Origin of the sequence: Devosia sp. Root105 (genome assembly GCF_001424865.1) — a bacterium.
Lineage (GTDB): Bacteria > Pseudomonadota > Alphaproteobacteria > Rhizobiales > Devosiaceae > Devosia_A.
On sequence record NZ_LMCR01000003.1, the window covers coordinates 119,411 to 136,509 of the forward strand.

Here is a 17,099-nt window from a genome sequence, read left to right on the forward strand (position 1 = left end):
GGAGAGATGATTGAGAGGCCGGTGGATGCCCTCTCACTCCAGCCACCGCGTATCGAATTTCGGGTTGGCGTGGATGTGGATGCTCTTCATCGGGCCGAGCGTCCTGAACTTGTGCGGGGTGTTTGCCGGCACCACCAGGATCTGGCCCGGCCCGGCCTCGAGCTCCTCGTCGCCCACCGTGAACACCGCCCGGCCCGCCTCGATGATGAAGGTCTCGGGGTAGGGATGGGTGTGGAGTCGCGGGCCGGCTCCCGCGTCGACGCTGTCGTGGAGAATCACCGTGACATTGGCCTCGCCGCCTTCCCATTCGCCCGACTGGCGGGTGGGGTGCCTGGCCCAGTCCTCGCGTTGGTAGACCCGCGCCATCAGCACCCTCCTTTGAGGCTCCGCACCAACTGCTCCACCACCGGCTCCAGCTTGCCGAGGTCCACCGCCGAGTATTCCAGCTGGAAAGCCGCATAGGCGCCATCGCAAAGCGCGATCATCCGCTGGTAGAGGATGCGCTTGCCCTGCGCCCCCGAAAAGCTCGCCCAGCTCGGCGTCACCGCTTCATAGCTGATATTCCAGCCGTCAGCCTCGGCGAAGCCCTTGGCCGAGGCGACGGCGTCTTCGAAGCTGTCCTCGGTGATATTGCCGCCCCATACCAGGAGCTTGCTGGCGCCGCCGCGAAAGGCGCGGCCGTCGCCATTGTCGGCCTCCTTGCCCCACTCGAAGCCCGGCGGCACGTCGATGGTGTAGCCGAAGCGGGCATTGTCATATTGGCCCCAATCGGTGGCAAGCACCGGGGCGGCCACCGGGGCGGCAAGGGCGATGAGCATCAGGCAAATCAAAAGGCGCATGGCGGCGAGGATCGCTCGCCATGCGCCGGCCTGCAACCTCAAACCCGGCGGCGCTTTCAGGAAAGCTTGCAGACCTTTCCGCTTCGAAAGCGCGACAGAGTCAAGGACCGAGGGGCTCAGGCGCCCTTCATCATCACCGCGGCGGCGAGCACGATGAACGCGACGATCAGAATCCAGAACGCGTAGGCACTGACGAACGGTATCGAGACGAGGGCGCCGAGCAACGCGATGACCGCGATGACGACGGCGACGATGAACATGGTCTGGCTAGGCGCATTGAGAGTCATGAAAGATCTCCTGGGTCATGCACACCGGGAGACCTTAGGCGCGCCGCTGAATCGCGGCCATGCCACGCCCGGGGCTTTGCACAGCTTGTGCGGGTCCCGACCGCGTCGCCCTTAACCCAGCTAAGTACTCGCCGGCAAAAGTCGATTTTCATTGTCGGGCTAACAATTCGGCGACAATATCCCCCTAGGGTGCGTGCCGCCTTGGGGGCCCTAGCAGTGTCTACACCCAGATTGGAGCGGTCCATCCGCGCCATAACCCTGTTTACCATTGGCTGCCTGCTGGCGGCCTTGTTTGCGTTGCCGTCGCCGCCGGCCTACGCGCAATCCTCCGCCATCGCCCGCATTCAGGCGACCGGCAAGCTCACCGTCGCGGTGTTTTTCGAGGATGTGGTGCCGTTCTTCTATGTCGGCCCGGAGGGCAAGCTGGTCGGCGTCGACCCCGCCATCGCCGAGGACATTGCCGAAAAGCTCGGCGTGACGCTGGAGTACAACCGCGCCGCCACCACCTTCGATGGACTGATCGACGAAGTGGTCGAAGGTCGCGCCGACATGGCGATCAGCCTGTTGAGCGATACGCTCGAGCGCGCCGCGCGCGCCAGCTTCTCTCAGAGCTATGTCAGCGTCCGCCAGTTCCTGTTGATCAATCGCCTGCAGCTCGGCCGTCTCGTCGCCGCCGATCCCGAGCGCGCCAATGACATCCCGGCGCTGCTCAACAATCCGCAGTCGCGCATCGGCGTCATCGATGGCACCTCCTATGTCGGCTTCGTCGCCGAGGATTTTCCGGAAGCGCAGAATGTTGCCTTCAACACCTGGGCCGAAATGCTTGCCGCGGTGAAATCCGGCGACCTGGTGGCGCTGATGTATGACGAGATCGAGATCGGCAACTGGCGGCTCGCCGATTCCGCCGGCGCCGTCGAGCTGCGGCCCTACCACCTTGCCGGCCATCCCGACACCATCGCCATCGCCATGCCGCCCGGCAATACCGACCTCAAGGCCTGGGTCGATCTCTACCTCACCAAGGCCAAGGGCAACGGCTTTCTCGATGGCGTGCTCAACACCTATCTCTACTCCAAGGACAGGGCGCTGATCGATGGCTGAGGTCTTGAAGGGCCGCCTCGGGCGGCTGCTCCTCCACCCCCTCGCAATCTTCAGCGGGCTCATTGCCGGCGGTGTGCTGGGCTGGCTGGATAAGGGCCAGATGCCGGTCATCGGCACGCTCGGCGATATCTACATTCGCCTCTTACAGATGTGCGTCATCCCGCTGCTGTTCACCGCGGTCGCCACCAGTCTCAGCCGGCTGTTCCTCGATGGCGCCGCCAATCGCTACTTCACCCGCCTGGTGCTGCTGATCATCGGTGGCCTTGCCGTCGCCGGGGCGCTCGGTGTCGCGCTGGGCTATTGGGGCCAGCCCGGCGGCGAGCTGCAGCTCGCGGCGCGCGAGGTCATCGGCAAGGTGATCTTCACCGCCGAGGCGGCCGGCACCGGCGTCGACCCGGCGCACAGCCAGGGCGTGTTCGCCGACCTGGTGGTCGGCATGTTCCCCGAGAACATTTTCGGTGCGCTGACCACCGGCAACAAGATCGCCATCCTGATGTTCGCCGTGCTGTTCGGCGTGGCGCTCGGCTCCATCGCGCGGGAGAAATCCGAGCGCGCCACGGCGCTGCTCGAGGCGTTCTACGACACTTTCATCAAGATCATCGAATGGCTGATGTACGTGCTGCCGTTCGGCCTGTTCTGCCTCGCCTACAGCCAGGTTTCAGCCGTCGGGCTCGACGTGCTGTTCGCCATGACCAAGCTGGTGGTCTTCATCTATGCCGGCGCCATCGTGCTGATCGCGCTCTACTCGGTGCTGATCTGGTGGCGCGTCGGCGGCAGCTATCTCGCGACGCTCGGCGCGATGCGCGAAACGGTGGTCGTCGCCTTCGGCACCTCCAGCAGCTACGCCTCGATCCCCTCGGCGCTGCGCGGCCTCAAGGAGGGCCTGCGGCTCGATCGGCGGGTCGTCGATCTGGCGCTGCCGCTCGGCATCACCCTCAACCCGCCCGGCTCGACCTTCCACTTCGCCCTCGCGACGCTGTTTCTCGCCAACCTCTACGGCCTGGCGCTCGACCCAGGGCAGATGGTGTTCGTGCTGTTCGGCGCCATGCTGGCCGGCGTCGCCGCCACCGGGGCGCCCGGTGTCGCGGCGCTATCGATGATCTCGATCATCCTCGTGCCGCTCGGCCTGCCGGTCGAAGTGGCGATAATCCTGCTGGTCGCCATCGACCCGATCGTCGATCCGATCCTCACCGTGGTGAACGTCCAGGGCAATGCCGCGACGACCGCGCTGCTGGCGGGGAAGCCGGAGCGAGGGGCGGATTTGCCAACTACATCTACAGCGCCGGTGCGGCCTTTGTAGTTACGAACGATCTTACCTACCCACCGGCGTCATCCCCCGCGAAGGCGGGGACCCAGTGGGATGTTTCACCGTCCACCGATGCGGCGAGACCGCACTAGGTTCCCGCCGGCGCGGGAATGACATCGTGTGTGTGGCCCGAAGAGCTAACCCCTCACACCACCACGATGCCCGAGTGCTTGGCCTTGTTCTCGGGCTCGACATGGATGGTGATCTGCGCCCGCTCCACTGCCTCGCGGAGCTTCAATTCGATGCCGTCGCAGATCGCATGCGCCGCCTCGACGCTCATCGTGCCGGGCACCACCAGGTGAAAGTCGATGAAGGTCATGGCGCCGGCCTGCCGGGTGCGGATGTCATGCGCTTCGAGCGCCCCATCGGCATTGGCCGAGATGATTTCGCGGATCTGGTTGAGCAGCTTTGGCTCCACCGCCACGTCCATCAGGCCAATGACACTCTGCTTGATCAGCTCCCAGCCCGACCACAGGATCGCCAAGCCGACCAGCGCCGCAAGGATCGCATCGAGCTGCACGAAGCCGGTCGCCGCCGCCAGCAGCACGCCGATCAACACGCCCAGCGTCGAGACCACATCGGTCCACAGGTGCCTGCCATCGGCGATCAGCGCCGGCGATTGCTCCTCACGGCCACGGCGCGACAGCCACCAGGCCCAGCCGGCATTAATGCCGGTCGCCAGCACGCTGACGCCGAGGCCCAGCGGATCGAGCTTGAACTCGCGTGGGTTGATGAAGCCGTAATAGGCCTCGCGGAAGATCAGCAGCGCCGCCACCGCGATGAAGATGCCGATCACCACGGCGGAAAAATACTCGGCCTTGTAATAGCCATAGGGCAGGCTGGCATCGGCCGGGCGCGCCGCGAGCCGCACCGCGATCAGCGCCACGATCGCCGTCACCACGTTGACCACGCTTTCCAGCGCATCCGAGAACAGCGCGATCGAGCCGGTTGCCCAGGCGGCATAGCCCTTCAGCGCCAGCACCAGGATGCCGACCACGAGGCTGCCATAGGCGACACGCACCGCCAGATTTGAAGAACCGCTTGCCATCAGCGGCCAATAGCCGAGCCCCTTCGCGCTGGCAAGTCACTGAATTTGCATGTGATTTTGAGAAGCGTTCGCATCTGGGCCGGAATCGTTTGACCCGCTATGGGCCCCTCACTACAACCCATTGATAGCGCAGCGTTCCTTGATGGACTGAGACTCACGCCCGGTGCGGTCGACCCAATTCGGGGACCAAGTCCGGGGCTGCTGGTTGGTCGAAAAGCGAACTCTGCCTTTGTGCAAAACAGAGGCGAGCATGAATAAATCCCTGATCCTGCCGGCGGAGACCGCCGTGATGCTGTGCGGCCATGGCAGCCGCAACCAGCTTGCCGTCGGCGAGTTCGCGGTGTTGGCCGAACGGCTGCGTGAGCGCCTGCCGGGCGTTCCTGTCGAATACGGTTATCTCGAGTTCGCCAATCCGGTGATCCATCAGGGGCTGGACAAGCTCAGGGCCGGCGGAGCCAGACGCGTGCTCGCCGTCCCCGGCATGCTGTTCGCCGCCGGCCACGCCAAGAACGACATTCCCTCGGTGCTCAACACCTATGCCGCCGGCAAGGATGTCGAGATCACCTATGGCCGCGAGCTGGGCGTCGATCTGAAAATGCTGCGCGCTGCCGGCGACCGCATCCAGGAGGCGATCGATGCCTCGCCCAACGATGTACCGCGCCATGAAACGCTGCTGGTGGTGGTCGGTCGTGGCGCTTCCGATCCCGATGCCAATTCCAACGTCGCCAAGGTCATGCGCCTGCTCTGGGAGGGCATGGGTTTTGGCTGGGGCGAGGTCGCTTATTCCGGCGTCACCTTCCCGCTCGTCGCCCCGGCGCTCGACCATGCGGTGAAGCTCGGCTACCGCCGCATCATCGTCTTCCCGTACTTCCTGTTCACCGGCGTGCTGGTCAAGCGCATCTACGATGCGGCCAATGAGGCAGCGGCGAAGTACCCGCATATCGAGTTCCTCAACGCGCCCTACCTCAACGACCATCCGCTGGTGGTCGAGACCTTCATCGATCGCATCCAGGAAATTCTGGTCGGCCAGAACCTGATGAACTGCGCCATGTGCAAATACCGCGAGCAGGTGCTGGGCTTCGAGGCCGAGGTCGGTTTGAAGCAGGAGAGCCACCACCACCATGTCGAGGGCATTGGCGGCGGGCTGGAGAACTGCCCTTGCAAGGGCGACTGCGATTCATCGTGCCGCGACGAGGCCTTCTGCCTGAAGCATGGCCTGCCCTGGACGCCGCTCCATACGCACGATGACGGCCATGACCATGGGCACGATCATGCCCACCCGCACACTCACGCCCCAGCCCGGCACGCCCTGGTCGCCAACCCGGCCTTCCCGGTCATCCGGCTCGGTGGCAGCCACGATCACGGCTACCCCGAGGATCACGGCCATCACCACGGCGACGGCGCGCACCATCACCACGATGCCGATCACCACCATCACCCCTATCCGCACGCCAACCATCCGCTCGGGCCGGTGACGCTGCCCAAGGTTCCCGGCCGCCTTGCCCGTGAAGATGGCGAGAGCTGATGCCGTTGTTCGATCGCTACATCGCGGTGGATTGGTCGGCGGCGAATACGCCGAAGCGCGGCAAGGATTCGATCTGGATCGGCGAACTCGGCCCTGAAGGCCGAGTGCCGAGCCAGAACCCACCGACCCGCCACGCCGCGATGGCAGAGATCGCCGCCCGCCTGCTTGCCGCCCGTGGGCGCGGCGAACGCACCATGCTCGGCTTCGATTTCGTCTTCGGCTACCCCCGCGGCGCGGCGACGGCGATCTCAGCTGCCACCGGCCTCTCGGACACCTTCCCCCTTGTGGTGGAGGCTGGGAGGGGGGAGCCACAGCCACCATGGCTGCAGCTCTGGTCCGCCCTGGCCAGCACCGTCGTCGACAGCGCGGACAACAGCTCCAATCGCTTCCAGCTTGCCGAGGCGATCAACCATCGGCTCGCCGACGGTCCACATTTCTGGGGCCACCCGCACCAGCATAGCTACGCCACGCTGCACCCCAAACGCCCGACCGCGGCCTATGCCAACATCCCTGAGCGCCGTGCGGCCGAGCGTTACGTCCGCAGCGCCCAGCCAGTGTGGAAGCTGACTGGCGTCGGCTCGGTCGGCAGCCAGGCCATGCTCGGCATCGCCCGCCTCGCGGCCCTGCGCACCGACCCGCGCTTTGCCGCCGACATCGCCGTCTGGCCCTTCGAAACCAGCTTCGCCGACGACCTCAGCAGGCCGATCATCATCACCGAGATCTACCCCTCGCTGTTCCCGGTCAGCGCGGCCGATGGCCTGCCGCGCGACCGCGCCCAGGTCGAGGTCACCACCACGCGCTTCGCCGAGCTTGACCGCGCCGGTCTTCTGCAGAGCTTCCTCAGCCCGCCCACCGAGCTGACCGCCGACCAGCGCGCCATCCTTATCGCCGAGGAGGGCTGGATCGCCGGCGCCGGTCACCAGTCGCTGCTCGCTCAGTTGCGGAGCGCCGCATGAGCTACCTCCGCGATCCCGCCGCCATCTATGCGCAGAGCTTCGCCACCATCGAGGCTGAAGCCGATCTCTCGTCGCTTGCGCCCGAACTTCACCCCGCCGCCATCCGCATGATCCATGCCTGCGGCATGGTCGATCTCGCAGCCGACATCGTCGGCGATCCCGCAGTCGTGGCAGTATCGCGCGACGGTCTCCGCGCCGGCGCCCCCGTCCTCTGCGATTGCGAGATGGTCCGCTCCGGCGTCATCCGCCGCCATCTGCCTGAATCTACCGAGCTCGTCCTCACCCTCAACGATCCCGCCGTGCCGGCACTGGCGGCCTCGCTCGGCACCACCCGCTCGGCCGCCGCCGTCGAGCTCTGGCGCCCCCGCCTCGCCGGCGCCGTCGTGCTGATCGGCAATGCCCCGACCGCGCTGTTCCACCTGATCGAACTGATCGCGGCCGGCGGCCCGCGCCCCGCCGTCATCATCGCCGCGCCGGTCGGTTTCGTGGGGGCGGCTGAAAGCAAGGCCTTGCTCGCGTCCAACGCGCTTTCTATGCCATTCCTCACGGTGCGCGGTCGCCGCGGTGGCTCGGCCATCGCCAGCGCCGCCTTCAACGCCATTTCGAAAGACCTCGCATGACCGCCTGGCTGCACATCATCGGGGTAGGGGAGCGGGGGCCGAACGAGCTGCCGGCATCCTACAAGCTGCTGCTCAGCTATGCCGACACCGTCATCGGCCCGGCCCGTTTCCTCGCCGATCTCGAGCCGGTGACCCGCCCCAACGCCGGCGCCGACCTGTTCAACCCCGAATTCGTCACCAAGCGCAGCTTCGAGGCCGTGGCCCGGGCGCTGGCCGGCGAGGAGCCCGATCATTCGCCTGCCGCCACCTATGCCGATGGCCGCACGCTGATCGAATGGGAGCCGCCGCTCGAGAGCATGATCGAGCAGGTGATGGCGCTGCGCGAGACCCCCACCGTCATCCTCGCCTCGGGCGATCCGATGTGGTTCGGCATCGGCGCCACGCTGACCCGTTACCTGCTGCCCTCCGAGTTCGTCATCCACCCCCACCCCTCGGCCTTCCAGCTCGCCGCGTCGCGGCTGCACTGGCCGCTGCAGTCGGTCGCCACCCTGTCGCTGCATGGCCGGGCGGTGGAATCGATGCACCCGCATCTCCTTCCCGGCAACCGCATCCTGGCGCTCACCGCCGATCACACCACCGTCGACCTCGCCATCGAGCTGCTGGTCGATCGCGGCTATGGCCGCAGCCTCGTCACCACGCTCGAGAATCTCGGTAGCCCCGACGAGAAGATCACCGCCGACGAGGCCGAGAGCTTCAACAGCCGTGATATCGACGATTTCTACGTCCTCGCCATCGACTGCGTGCCCGATTTCACCGCTCCGCTGCTGCCCCCGGTTCCCGGCCTGCCCGACGAGGTCTTCGTCACCGATGGCCAGCTGACCAAGCGCGAGGTGCGGGCCGCCACCCTCGCCAAGCTCGCCCCGTTCCCCGGCGCGCTGCTCTGGGATGTCGGCGCCGGCTCGGGCTCCATCGCCATCGAGTGGATGCGCGCCGCCCGCGACGCCAAGGCCATCGCCTTCGAGCGCCAAGGCGAGCGCCTGCAGATGATCGCTCTCAATGCCGCGGCGCTCGGTGTGCCCAACCTCGAGATCGTCAGCGGCGAGGCGCCCGGCACCTTCGGCCGCACAGCCCCACCCGATGCCATCTTCATGGGCGGCGATGTCGGTAATGACGATCTGTTCGATGCCTGCTGGAGCGCCCTGAAACCCGGCGGCCGGCTGGTCGCCAACGCTGTTACCCTCGATGCCGAGCATGCGCTCTATTCGCGCCATCTGCAGCTCGGCGGCGAGCTGACCCGCATCGACATATCCTCGCTCGACCGCGTCGGCGGTCATCGCGCCTTCAAGCCGCGCATGGCGGTGACGCAATGGCTGGTCACCAAGGCAATGCACGGCCTCGTGGTGACGCCATGAAAACCGAACATGCCAGCGGCACGCTGCACCTCGTGGGCGTCGGCCCGGGGGATCCCGAACTGCTGACCTTGAAGGCGGCTCGCCTGCTCGGCGCCGTCCCGGTCATTGCCTATCCCACCACCGGCGAGGATGCGGCGCTGGCGCTCGAGATCGCCACCCCGCACCTCAACGCTGCCGCCGAGCGCCTGCCGGTTGCCATTCCGATTGCGATGGAGCGCGGTCCCGCCCAGGCCGCCTATGACGGCGCCGCCGCAGCCATTCTCGTCCATCTGCGGGCCGGGCGCGATGTCGCCTGGCTCTGCGAGGGCGATCCGCTGTTCTATGGCTCGGCCATGTATCTGGTGGCCCGGGTCGGCCCGCATGCCCCGGTCGAAATCGTCCCCGGCATCACTTCGCTCACCGCCGCCGCCGCCGTGGCCGGCCGCCCGCTCGCGGCGCGCAACGAAATGCTCAAGGTGCTGCCGGCGCCGCTCGACGACGCGACGCTCCGCATCGAGCTTGCCGCCACCCCGGTCGCTGCCATCATCAAGGTCGGCCGCCATTTCGATCGTATCCGGGCGCTGCTCGCCGAAACCGGCCATGCCGATGGCGCAGTGGTGGTCGAGCATGCCACCACGGCGCGCCAGCGCATCACCCGCCTCGCCGATTTCGCCCATGACGAGCGGCCGTACTTCTCCACCATCCTCTGCTATCGCGGCACCGAGGCCTGGGGCGACAACGCCGGAGCCGGCGCATGAGCACCCCCGCCATCATCATCTTCGCCGATACCGGCCTCGATACCGCCAACCGCATTGCCGAGGCGACCGGCGGCGAGATTTACAGCTGCGGGCAGGGCGGCGCCGACGCGCTGAAACTGCTGCCGCGGCTGTTCTCCGAGGGACGCCCGATCATCGGGGTCTGTGCGGCCGGCATCCTGATCCGGCTGCTCGCCTCGAGCCTCGAGAACAAGCAGAAGGAACCACCGGTGCTTGCCGTGTCGCTGGGCGGCGCCAGCATTGTGCCGCTGCTCGGCGGCCATCGCGGCGCCAATCGGCTGGCCCGCGAGCTCGCTGACGAGCTGGGCGGCCATCCGGCCATCACCACGGCGTCGGACAGCAAGTTCCTCCACAGCCTCGATGAGCCGCCTGCGGGCTGGGTGCTCGGCACCCCGCAGGATGCCAAGCCCGCGATGATGGCGCTGCTGCTCGGGGCCAAGCTGCAGATCGAAGGCGAAGCCCCCTTCCTCGCCGAAGCCGGCTACCCGGTGTCTTCGCTGGGCGCGGTCAAGGTGCTGGTCACCGAGCAGAAGCTGCGCATCGAGCGCGGTGTGGTCTATCATCCCAAAACCCTGGTCGCCGGTGTCGGCTGCGAGCGTGGCGCCGACGCCGAGGAGGTCATCGGCCTCATCGATTTCGCCCTGCGCCAGCAGAACCTGGCGCCCGAAAGCCTCGCCGCCATCGCCTCGATCGACATCAAGGCCGATGAGCCGGCGTTGCTGGAAGCCGCCCGCCACTTCAAGGTGCCGCTGCGGCTGTTCTCCGCCGCGGAACTCCTCCAGGAGCGTTACCGCCTCAAATCCCCGTCTGACTATGTCGAGGAAACCGTCGGCACCCCAAGCGTCGCCGAAGCCGCTGCCCTCAAGGCCGGCCCGCTGGTGGTCGAGAAGCTGAAATCCGACCGCGCCACCTGTGCCATCGGCAAGGCGCTGCACCCGATCGACCCCGAAAGCCTCGGCCGTCGCCCCGGCGTGCTGCATCTCGTCGGCATCGGGCCGGGCGAAGCCATCTCGCGCACTGCCGCAGCGGTCAACGCGCTCGAGCAGAGCACCGACTGGGTCGGCTACGACCTCTATCTCGATCTCGTTGCCGATCTACGTCGCGGCCAGCTCGAGCACCGCTACGGTCTCGGCGAGGAAGAAAGCCGCGTCCGCCACGCCCTCGAGCTCGCCGCTGAGGGGAAAGTGGTGTCACTGGTCTGCTCGGGTGACGCGCAGATCTACGCCATGGCGGCGCTCGCCTACGAGTTGCTCGACGCCACCGGCCCACGCGCCGTCTCCGACGTCGCCCGCCGCGTCAACCTCGAGACCCATCCGGGTGTTTCGGCCTTCCAGGCCGCCTCCGCCGCTGCCGGTGCGCTGATCGGCCACGATTTCTGCTGCATCTCGCTCTCAGACCTCTTGACCCCGCGCGAGGATATCCTGAAGCGGCTCGATGGCGCGGCGCGCGCCGATTTCGTCACCGCGCTCTACAACCCGCGCTCGCAGCGCCGCACCGATCTGATCGAGGAAACCAAGCGCATCTTCCTCGATCACCGCCCGCCTTCGACCCCGGTGATCATCGGCTCCAATCTCGGCCGCCCCACCGAGAAGGTTCGCGTCGTCGCGCTGGCCGATCTCGATCCGACCGAGATCGACATGCTCACCATCGTGATGATCGGCTCCAGTACCTCGCGCACCTTCCAGCGCGGCTCCGGTACCGTCGCCTACACGCCGCGCGGCTACGCGGCCAAATCCGCCGAGACCACGAGCAAATGACCGTCTACTTCATCGGCGCCGGCCCCGGCGCGCCTGATCTCATCACGCTGCGTGGCCAGCGCCTCATCGAGCGCTGCGAGGTCTGTCTCTATGCCGGTTCACTGGTGCCCGCCGAAATCGTCGCGGCCGCCCCCCAGGGTGCACTGGTCCGCGACACCGCGCCGATGCATCTCGACGAGATCATTGACGAGATCATCAAAGCCAATGACGCCGGCAAGGATGTGTCGCGCGTCCATTCCGGCGATCCTTCGATCTATGGCGCTGTCGCCGAGCAGATGCGCCGCCTCGACGCGCTCGACATCCCGTACGAGGTGGTGCCTGGTGTTCCCGCCTTCGCCGGCGCTGCCGCCCGTATCGCCGCCGAGCTGACGTTGCCGGAGATATCGCAGACCATCATCCTCACCCGCACTTCGGGCAAGGCCTCGGCCATGCCTGAGTCGGAGAGCCTCGAGATCCTGGGGTTGTCGAAGGCGACGCTGTGCATCCACCTGTCGATCCGCAATCTCGGCTATGTCGAGACCGCACTGACCCCGAATTACGGCGCCGATTGCCCGGTGGTCATCATCTACCGCGCCACCTGGCCGGACGAGGAAGTGATCTTCACCACCCTCTCGGAAATGAAAGCGCGCGTCCGCGAGGAAAAGATCACCCGCACCGCGCTGATCCTGGTCGGCCGCGTCCTCGGCGAAACCCGCTTCCGCGAGTCAAAGCTCTATGACGAGAGCTTTGCGCATGTGCTGCGCAATGCGGGGAAGAAGAAGCTGAGGGCAGGGGGATGACAAGGTCGAGGTCGGTGCATGCTGACCCCCACCCCTGTCCCCTCCCCGCAAGGGGGAGGGAGACGACAAGTACCGGCGTCAGTGTGAGGGTCTCCCTCCCCCTTGCGGGGAGGGGACAGGGGTGGGGGGCCATAGCCACAGGCCCCTCGATAGGCCTACCCCAGCTTCAGCGCCGCGATCGCTTGCCCGACCGTCGGCACCTCGTGCGCCGGCGGCAAAGCCGGCCGGGCGATCATGAACACCGGCAGCCGCAGCCGGAGTGCCGCCTGCAGTTTCGCTTCGGTCTGCGCCCCACCGGAATTCTTGCAGATCAGGTGGGTGATCCCCTGATCCTGCATCATCTGGAACTCGCCGTTGAAGAAGAATGGCGGCCGCGCCAAGAGCGACGTGGCGTTGACCGGCAGCTCCTTTTCCGGCGGCTCGATCGAGCGCACCACGAAGCTGCAATCGGTGCGCTTCAGATAGACGTCGAGATGGGTGTGCCCGACGGTCAGCAGCGCCCGTGCCCCCTTGGGCAGGCTGGCCGCGGCCTCCTCGGCATTGGCGACATGCTTCCAGAACGCATATTGCGGCTCGCTCCAGGCCGGTCGCGTCAGCCGCACCAGTCGCATCTCAGCCAGCTCCGCCGCCCGCACGGCGTTGCGCTTGATCTCTTCGGCATAGGGGTGCGTGGCGTCGACCAGCCGGTCGAAGCGCTCGGTGATGATGTAGTTGCCCATCCCGTCGCCGCCGCCAAACCCACCAACGCGCACCTCGCCCGCCGGCAACAGCGGATCGCTGGTCCGGCCCGCCAGCGACGTGGTCACCGCGTGGCCCATCTTGGTCAATTGCGCAGCAAGCTGCCGCGCCTCTTCGGTCCCGCCGAGGATCAGGATCTTCATCTATTTGTATTCCCCAAGTCCGGCGCCCAACTGGGCCGCAGCGCCGCCAGTACCCCCCGGTCCGGTTGCGATAACTCTATCTTAACCGCTAGTCCCAAGATTTTGCAGCATAATCTTCGCGTGCCAGGATGAATGGCCTGATCGTCGCCGCGCCCCGCTCCGGCTCGGGCAAGACTACACTCACCCTCGGCCTCCTCGCCGCACTGACGCGTCGCGGCTTGAGCGTCGCGCCGGCCAAGACCGGCCCCGACTATATCGACACCACCATCCTCACCCGCGCCGCGGGCCGGCAGGCCATCAATCTCGACCCCTGGGCGATGTCGCCGGCTCGCCTGCGGAGCCTCGCCTCGCACCACGCCGCCACTGCCGACCTGCTGCTCGTCGAAGGTGTCATGGGCCTGTTCGACGGCGCTGCCGACGGCCGTGGCTCGACCGCCGACCTCGCTTCCGCCCTCGGCCTGCCGGTGATCCTGGTGCTCGATGCCGAGCGTCAATCGCAGTCGATCGCCGCCCTCGCGCACGGCTTCGCCACCTGGCGCCCGCAAGTGAAAGTCACCGGCCTGATCGTCAACCGCGCCGCCTCGACCCGCCACGAAGCCATGCTCCGTGCCGCGCTGGCAGCGGTCGACATCCCGCTCCTCGGTGTCATCCCCAGGCGCGACGCCCTTGCACTCCCCGACCGCCACCTGGGCCTCGTCCTCCCCGACGAGATCGCCGGCTTCGACAAGGTCGTCGCCACCGCCGCCGAAGCGGTGGAGGACTATGTTGACCTCAATCACCTCTTGGCACTGAGCTTGCCGCTCCACTCTGTTCACGGGGGAGGGGAGCCGCTTCCCCCCCTCGGCCAGCACATCGCCATCGCCCGCGACGATGCCTTCGCCTTCCTCTACCCGCACTGGCTCAATGACTGGCGCGACGCCGGCGCCAGCCTCAGCTTCTTCTCGCCGCTCGCCGACGAAGCGCCCGACACCACGGCGGATGCCGTCTTCCTCCCCGGCGGTTACCCCGAACTGCACGCCGCCCGCCTCGCCGCTGCAGAGACTTTCATGCGCGGCCTGCGGGCGAGCGCCGAGCGGTCGGCGCTGATCTATGGCGAATGCGGGGGCTTCATGGTGCTCGGCGCCGCCCTCACCGACAAGGCCGGTACGGCTTATCCGATGTCCGGGCTCTTGCCGCACGAAACCCGCATCGACCGCCCCAAACGGGTCCTCGGCTATCGTCGCCTCGCCCACCAAAGCCCGCTGCCGTTCCCGCAACAGCTCGCCGGCCACGAGTTCCACTATTCATCGGCCCGCAAGACCCATGGCACGCCGCTGTTCAGCGCCGCCGACGCGCTCGGTGAGGCGCTGCCGCCGATGGGGCTCGTCGAGGGCCGCGTCATGGGGTCGTACGCCCATGTGATCGATGTGGCTCCAGAAGCAAGCGCCGGCGCGGGCTGACCCCCACCCCTGCCCCTCCCCGCAAGAGGGAGGGAGACCCCAACACGGCGATCTCAGTCTGCGTCTCCCTCCCTCTTGCGTGGAGGGATCAAGGGTGGGGGCAGCCAACCACCGGCGGCTAGACGACAGGAGGCGTCAGCTCTTCTCAGGCTTCCGGATCATGTATGTGTCCATGATCCAGCCGTTCCGCGCCTGCGCCTCGCGGCGCTTCATGTCGATCTCGTCCATCACCTCGGACACCTTTCCGGCAACAAGAAGCTCGTCCGCCGTCCCGAGATAGGCGCCCCAGAAGATCTCGGCTTCGCTCTCGGCGAACCGCCGGAACACCTGGTGGTTGTCCAGCATCACCACGGCGCTGGTCAGTTCGTCCGCCTCGCCTTCGCCGACCCGACGACCGGTGGTGATGGTCACCGCCTCGCCGACCCGGTTCAGCGTCACCTGGTGTTGGGCGGCCAGTGCCTGCGGCGCCGAAATCCCGGGGATCACCTCGATGGCGATGTCCCACCCCGCCGCCTGCATATCCCGCAGGATGCGCAGCGTGCCGTCATAGAGCGCCGGATCACCCCAGACCAGGAAGGCGCCGACGCCATCGTCCGGCAGCTCGGCGAACATCTGCCGGTAGGCCACCTCGAGCTTGTCCCGCCACTCCTCGACGCTTTCGCGATAGTCGGGCGTCGCCGCCTTGCGGCGCGACGGGATGGCGAACTCCACCAGCCGGTAGCGCGGCTCGCTGACGAACTGCTCGAGCATCGCCAGCCGGATGGCGTTGAGCCCGGCCTTTTCCTCGCCCTTGTCGGGCATGAAGAACACCTCGGTGCGGTTCATCGCCTTGATCGCCTGAAGCGTGAGGTAGTCCGGGTTGCCGGCCCCGATGCCGATGACGAGGATGGTGCGCATCCGTCCTCCCTATCGGATCACTGCGTCACCGGCTAGAACCGCAGCATGGCGAAATCCCTGATGTTCATGGGCACCGGGTCCGATGTCGGCAAGTCGCTGCTGGTGGCAGGCCTTTGTCGCGCCTACACAAATCGAGGGCTGCGCGTCGCGCCGTTCAAGCCGCAGAACATGTCGAACAATGCCGCCGTCACCGCCGATGGCGGCGAGATCGGCCGCGCTCAGGCGCTGCAGGCCAGGGCGGCGCGGCGCGACCCCGTCACCGCCATGAACCCGGTGCTGCTGAAGCCCGAGGGTGAGACCGGCTCGCAGCTGGTGCTGCGTGGCAAGCGCATCGGCAGCTTCCCGGCCCGCGAGTACTGGAAGAAGCGCGGCGAGCTGCTCCCTGAGGTGCTCGCCGCCCATGGTGCACTTGGCTCGGACACCGACCTGATCGTCGTCGAAGGCGCGGGCAGCGCCTCCGAGGTCAACCTTCGCGCCAACGACATCGCCAATTTCGGTTTCGCCCGTGCCGCCGATGTGCCGGTGATCCTTGCCGGCGATATCCAGCGCGGCGGCGTCATCGCTGCCCTGGTCGGCACTTTCGCGGTGATCGATCCCGCCGATGCCGCATTGATTGCCGCAACGCTGGTGAACAAGTTCCAAGGCGATCCGGCCCTGTTCGAGGACGGCAAGCGTTTCATCGCCGAACGCACCGGGGTGCCCTGCCTCGGCCCGGTTCCGTATTTCAGCGATGCACGAAAACTTCCGGCCGAAGACGCGCTGGCGCTCGAGGAGCAGCAGACGCCGGGGCAGGGCGGCTATCGCATCGTCGTGCCGCGCCTGCCGCGCATTGCGAACTTCGACGATCTCGATCCGCTGCGGCTCGAGCCCGGCGTCAGCCTCGAAATCGTGCAGCCTGGGCGCCCGCTGCCCTATGGCGAGCTGATCATCCTCCCCGGCTCCAAGGCCACCCGCAACGACCTCGCGGCTTTGCGCGAATATGGCTGGGACATCGATATCCTCGCCCACCATCGCGCCGGCGCCCGCGTGCTTGGTCTTTGCGGCGGCTTCCAGATGCTGGGCCATACGGTGTTCGATCCAGAGGGCATCGAGGGCGTGGTCGGCACCTCGGCCGGCCTTAACCTCCTCGACATCGACACCGTCCTCGGCCCCACCAAGGAGCTGCGCGTCGAGCAGGCGACTTCGGCCGTGACCGGCGACCCGCTGGTGGGCTACCACATGCATATGGGCGTCACCCGCGGCCGCGGCCTCGAGCGCCCCTTCGCCCGTATCGGCGATGCGACTGACGGCGCGGTGAGCGACGATGGCACGGTGATGGGGACGTATCTCCACGGCCTGTTCGCCGCCGACGCCTTCCGCCGCAACTTCCTGGGTTCTGCCGCCGCGACCTCGACCCTGGCCTACGAGGCCACCATCGAGGCGACCCTCGACGCGCTCGCTGCGCATCTCGAGCGGCACCTCGACCTCGATGCGCTGCTGGAGCTGGCGCGATGAGGGATCTCTCAGTCGTGATCCTCCCCCGCGTGGCGGGGGAGGGGGACCAGCGAAGCTGGTGGAGGG

General features: G+C 67.1%; 17 protein-coding genes. 11 read left to right on the forward strand and 6 right to left on the reverse strand.

The window, feature by feature from the left end; all coding sequences use genetic code 11:
• Positions 1 to 33 precede the first annotated feature (33 nt).
• The 3 genes from ASC68_RS06710 to ASC68_RS28935 all read right to left on the reverse strand — a co-directional run bounded on the left by ASC68_RS06710 (position 34) and on the right by ASC68_RS28935 (position 1,126).
• Positions 34 to 366 carry a cupin domain-containing protein gene (locus tag ASC68_RS06710; RefSeq protein WP_055876742.1) on the reverse strand — a complete coding sequence of 111 codons (333 nt, stop codon included), beginning with the start codon at positions 364 to 366 and terminating at the stop codon, positions 34 to 36.
• Positions 366 to 818 (reverse strand): hypothetical protein, encoded by a 453-nt coding sequence (locus ASC68_RS06715; RefSeq protein ID WP_082527968.1) that lies wholly within the window; start codon positions 816 to 818, stop codon positions 366 to 368. The genes ASC68_RS06710 and ASC68_RS06715 overlap by 1 nt, the downstream gene beginning before the upstream one ends.
• Before the next feature lie 137 nt (positions 819 to 955).
• On the reverse strand, positions 956 to 1,126 hold the full coding sequence (locus ASC68_RS28935) for a hypothetical protein (RefSeq protein WP_176730404.1): 171 nt from the start codon (positions 1,124 to 1,126) through the stop codon (positions 956 to 958).
• A gap of 216 nt (positions 1,127 to 1,342) precedes the next feature.
• Here ASC68_RS28935 and ASC68_RS28940 point away from each other — a divergent pair, with 216 nt between their 5' ends.
• Positions 1,343 to 2,224: an ABC transporter substrate-binding protein gene (locus ASC68_RS28940; protein ID WP_162247944.1), complete on the forward strand. Its 882-nt coding sequence runs from the start codon at positions 1,343 to 1,345 to the stop codon at positions 2,222 to 2,224.
• Positions 2,217 to 3,524, forward strand: coding sequence for a dicarboxylate/amino acid:cation symporter (locus ASC68_RS06725; RefSeq protein WP_055876751.1), 1,308 nt, complete (start codon positions 2,217 to 2,219; stop codon positions 3,522 to 3,524). Before ASC68_RS28940 ends, ASC68_RS06725 begins: the two co-directional genes overlap by 8 nt.
• A gap of 151 nt (positions 3,525 to 3,675) precedes the next feature.
• On the opposite strand, the gene ASC68_RS06730 is transcribed toward ASC68_RS06725, so the two are convergent.
• Positions 3,676 to 4,578: a cation diffusion facilitator family transporter gene (locus ASC68_RS06730; RefSeq protein ID WP_055876753.1), complete on the reverse strand. Its 903-nt coding sequence runs from the start codon at positions 4,576 to 4,578 to the stop codon at positions 3,676 to 3,678.
• 250 nt (positions 4,579 to 4,828) lie between these two features.
• On the opposite strand from ASC68_RS06730, the gene ASC68_RS06735 reads away from it, so the two are divergent.
• From ASC68_RS06735 to cobM, 7 genes are read left to right on the forward strand one after another with little or no spacing between them, the layout of a single operon-like run.
• Positions 4,829 to 6,103, forward strand: coding sequence for a sirohydrochlorin chelatase (locus ASC68_RS06735; RefSeq protein WP_055876756.1), 1,275 nt, complete (start codon positions 4,829 to 4,831; stop codon positions 6,101 to 6,103).
• Positions 6,103 to 7,059, forward strand: a complete 957-nt coding sequence (locus ASC68_RS06740; protein ID WP_055876769.1) for a hypothetical protein — start codon at positions 6,103 to 6,105, stop codon at positions 7,057 to 7,059. Before ASC68_RS06735 ends, ASC68_RS06740 begins: the two co-directional genes overlap by 1 nt.
• Positions 7,056 to 7,679: a precorrin-8X methylmutase gene (locus ASC68_RS06745; protein ID WP_055876772.1), complete on the forward strand. Its 624-nt coding sequence runs from the start codon at positions 7,056 to 7,058 to the stop codon at positions 7,677 to 7,679. The genes ASC68_RS06740 and ASC68_RS06745 overlap by 4 nt, the downstream gene beginning before the upstream one ends.
• Positions 7,676 to 9,031: a precorrin-6y C5,15-methyltransferase (decarboxylating) subunit CbiE gene (gene cbiE, locus ASC68_RS06750; protein ID WP_055876774.1), complete on the forward strand. Its 1,356-nt coding sequence runs from the start codon at positions 7,676 to 7,678 to the stop codon at positions 9,029 to 9,031. Before ASC68_RS06745 ends, cbiE begins: the two co-directional genes overlap by 4 nt.
• Complete coding sequence (gene cobI / locus ASC68_RS06755; protein WP_055876777.1) at positions 9,028 to 9,768, forward strand: precorrin-2 C(20)-methyltransferase; 741 nt, start codon at positions 9,028 to 9,030, stop codon at positions 9,766 to 9,768. The genes cbiE and cobI overlap by 4 nt, the downstream gene beginning before the upstream one ends.
• Positions 9,765 to 11,543: a precorrin-3B C(17)-methyltransferase gene (gene cobJ, locus ASC68_RS06760; RefSeq protein WP_055876781.1), complete on the forward strand. Its 1,779-nt coding sequence runs from the start codon at positions 9,765 to 9,767 to the stop codon at positions 11,541 to 11,543. Before cobI ends, cobJ begins: the two co-directional genes overlap by 4 nt.
• Positions 11,540 to 12,322 carry a precorrin-4 C(11)-methyltransferase gene (gene cobM / locus ASC68_RS06765; protein ID WP_055876784.1) on the forward strand — a complete coding sequence of 261 codons (783 nt, stop codon included), beginning with the start codon at positions 11,540 to 11,542 and terminating at the stop codon, positions 12,320 to 12,322. The genes cobJ and cobM overlap by 4 nt, the downstream gene beginning before the upstream one ends.
• A 155-nt stretch (positions 12,323 to 12,477) precedes the next feature.
• On the opposite strand, the gene ASC68_RS06770 is transcribed toward cobM, so the two are convergent.
• The gene (locus ASC68_RS06770; RefSeq protein WP_055876786.1) at positions 12,478 to 13,203 is read right to left on the reverse strand and encodes a cobalt-precorrin-6A reductase; all 726 of its coding nucleotides are present in this window, start codon (positions 13,201 to 13,203) and stop codon (positions 12,478 to 12,480) included.
• A gap of 128 nt (positions 13,204 to 13,331) precedes the next feature.
• Between ASC68_RS06770 and ASC68_RS06775 the strand changes: the two genes are divergently transcribed.
• Entirely contained in the window at positions 13,332 to 14,642 is a 1,311-nt protein-coding gene (locus tag ASC68_RS06775; protein WP_055876791.1) for a cobyrinate a,c-diamide synthase, read from the forward strand.
• A 135-nt stretch (positions 14,643 to 14,777) separates the two neighbouring features.
• On the opposite strand, the gene cobF is transcribed toward ASC68_RS06775, so the two are convergent.
• Positions 14,778 to 15,539 carry a precorrin-6A synthase (deacetylating) gene (gene cobF / locus ASC68_RS06780; RefSeq protein WP_055876794.1) on the reverse strand — a complete coding sequence of 254 codons (762 nt, stop codon included), beginning with the start codon at positions 15,537 to 15,539 and terminating at the stop codon, positions 14,778 to 14,780.
• Positions 15,540 to 15,584: 45 nt separating this feature from the next.
• Here cobF and ASC68_RS06785 point away from each other — a divergent pair, with 45 nt between their 5' ends.
• Positions 15,585 to 17,033: a cobyric acid synthase gene (locus ASC68_RS06785; protein ID WP_156387270.1), complete on the forward strand. Its 1,449-nt coding sequence runs from the start codon at positions 15,585 to 15,587 to the stop codon at positions 17,031 to 17,033.
• Positions 17,034 to 17,099: the final 66 nt, after the last annotated feature.

Coding starts and splice junctions, on each gene's coding strand:
- ASC68_RS06710 (WP_055876742.1), bottom strand. CDS start 366: ATGGCGCGGGTCTACCAACGCGAGGACTGGGCCAGGCACCCCACCCGC.
- ASC68_RS06715 (WP_082527968.1), bottom strand. CDS start 818: ATGCTCATCGCCCTTGCCGCCCCGGTGGCCGCCCCGGTGCTTGCCACC.
- ASC68_RS28935 (WP_176730404.1), bottom strand. CDS start 1,126: ATGACTCTCAATGCGCCTAGCCAGACCATGTTCATCGTCGCCGTCGTC.
- ASC68_RS06725 (WP_055876751.1), top strand. CDS start 2,217: ATGGCTGAGGTCTTGAAGGGCCGCCTCGGGCGGCTGCTCCTCCACCCC.
- ASC68_RS06730 (WP_055876753.1), bottom strand. CDS start 4,578: ATGGCAAGCGGTTCTTCAAATCTGGCGGTGCGTGTCGCCTATGGCAGC.
- ASC68_RS06735 (WP_055876756.1), top strand. CDS start 4,829: ATGAATAAATCCCTGATCCTGCCGGCGGAGACCGCCGTGATGCTGTGC.
- ASC68_RS06740 (WP_055876769.1), top strand. CDS start 6,103: ATGCCGTTGTTCGATCGCTACATCGCGGTGGATTGGTCGGCGGCGAAT.
- ASC68_RS06745 (WP_055876772.1), top strand. CDS start 7,056: ATGAGCTACCTCCGCGATCCCGCCGCCATCTATGCGCAGAGCTTCGCC.
- cbiE (WP_055876774.1), top strand. CDS start 7,676: ATGACCGCCTGGCTGCACATCATCGGGGTAGGGGAGCGGGGGCCGAAC.
- cobI (WP_055876777.1), top strand. CDS start 9,028: ATGAAAACCGAACATGCCAGCGGCACGCTGCACCTCGTGGGCGTCGGC.
- cobJ (WP_055876781.1), top strand. CDS start 9,765: ATGAGCACCCCCGCCATCATCATCTTCGCCGATACCGGCCTCGATACC.
- cobM (WP_055876784.1), top strand. CDS start 11,540: ATGACCGTCTACTTCATCGGCGCCGGCCCCGGCGCGCCTGATCTCATC.
- ASC68_RS06770 (WP_055876786.1), bottom strand. CDS start 13,203: ATGAAGATCCTGATCCTCGGCGGGACCGAAGAGGCGCGGCAGCTTGCT.
- ASC68_RS06775 (WP_055876791.1), top strand. CDS start 13,332: ATGAATGGCCTGATCGTCGCCGCGCCCCGCTCCGGCTCGGGCAAGACT.
- cobF (WP_055876794.1), bottom strand. CDS start 15,539: ATGCGCACCATCCTCGTCATCGGCATCGGGGCCGGCAACCCGGACTAC.
- ASC68_RS06785 (WP_156387270.1), top strand. CDS start 15,585: ATGGCGAAATCCCTGATGTTCATGGGCACCGGGTCCGATGTCGGCAAG.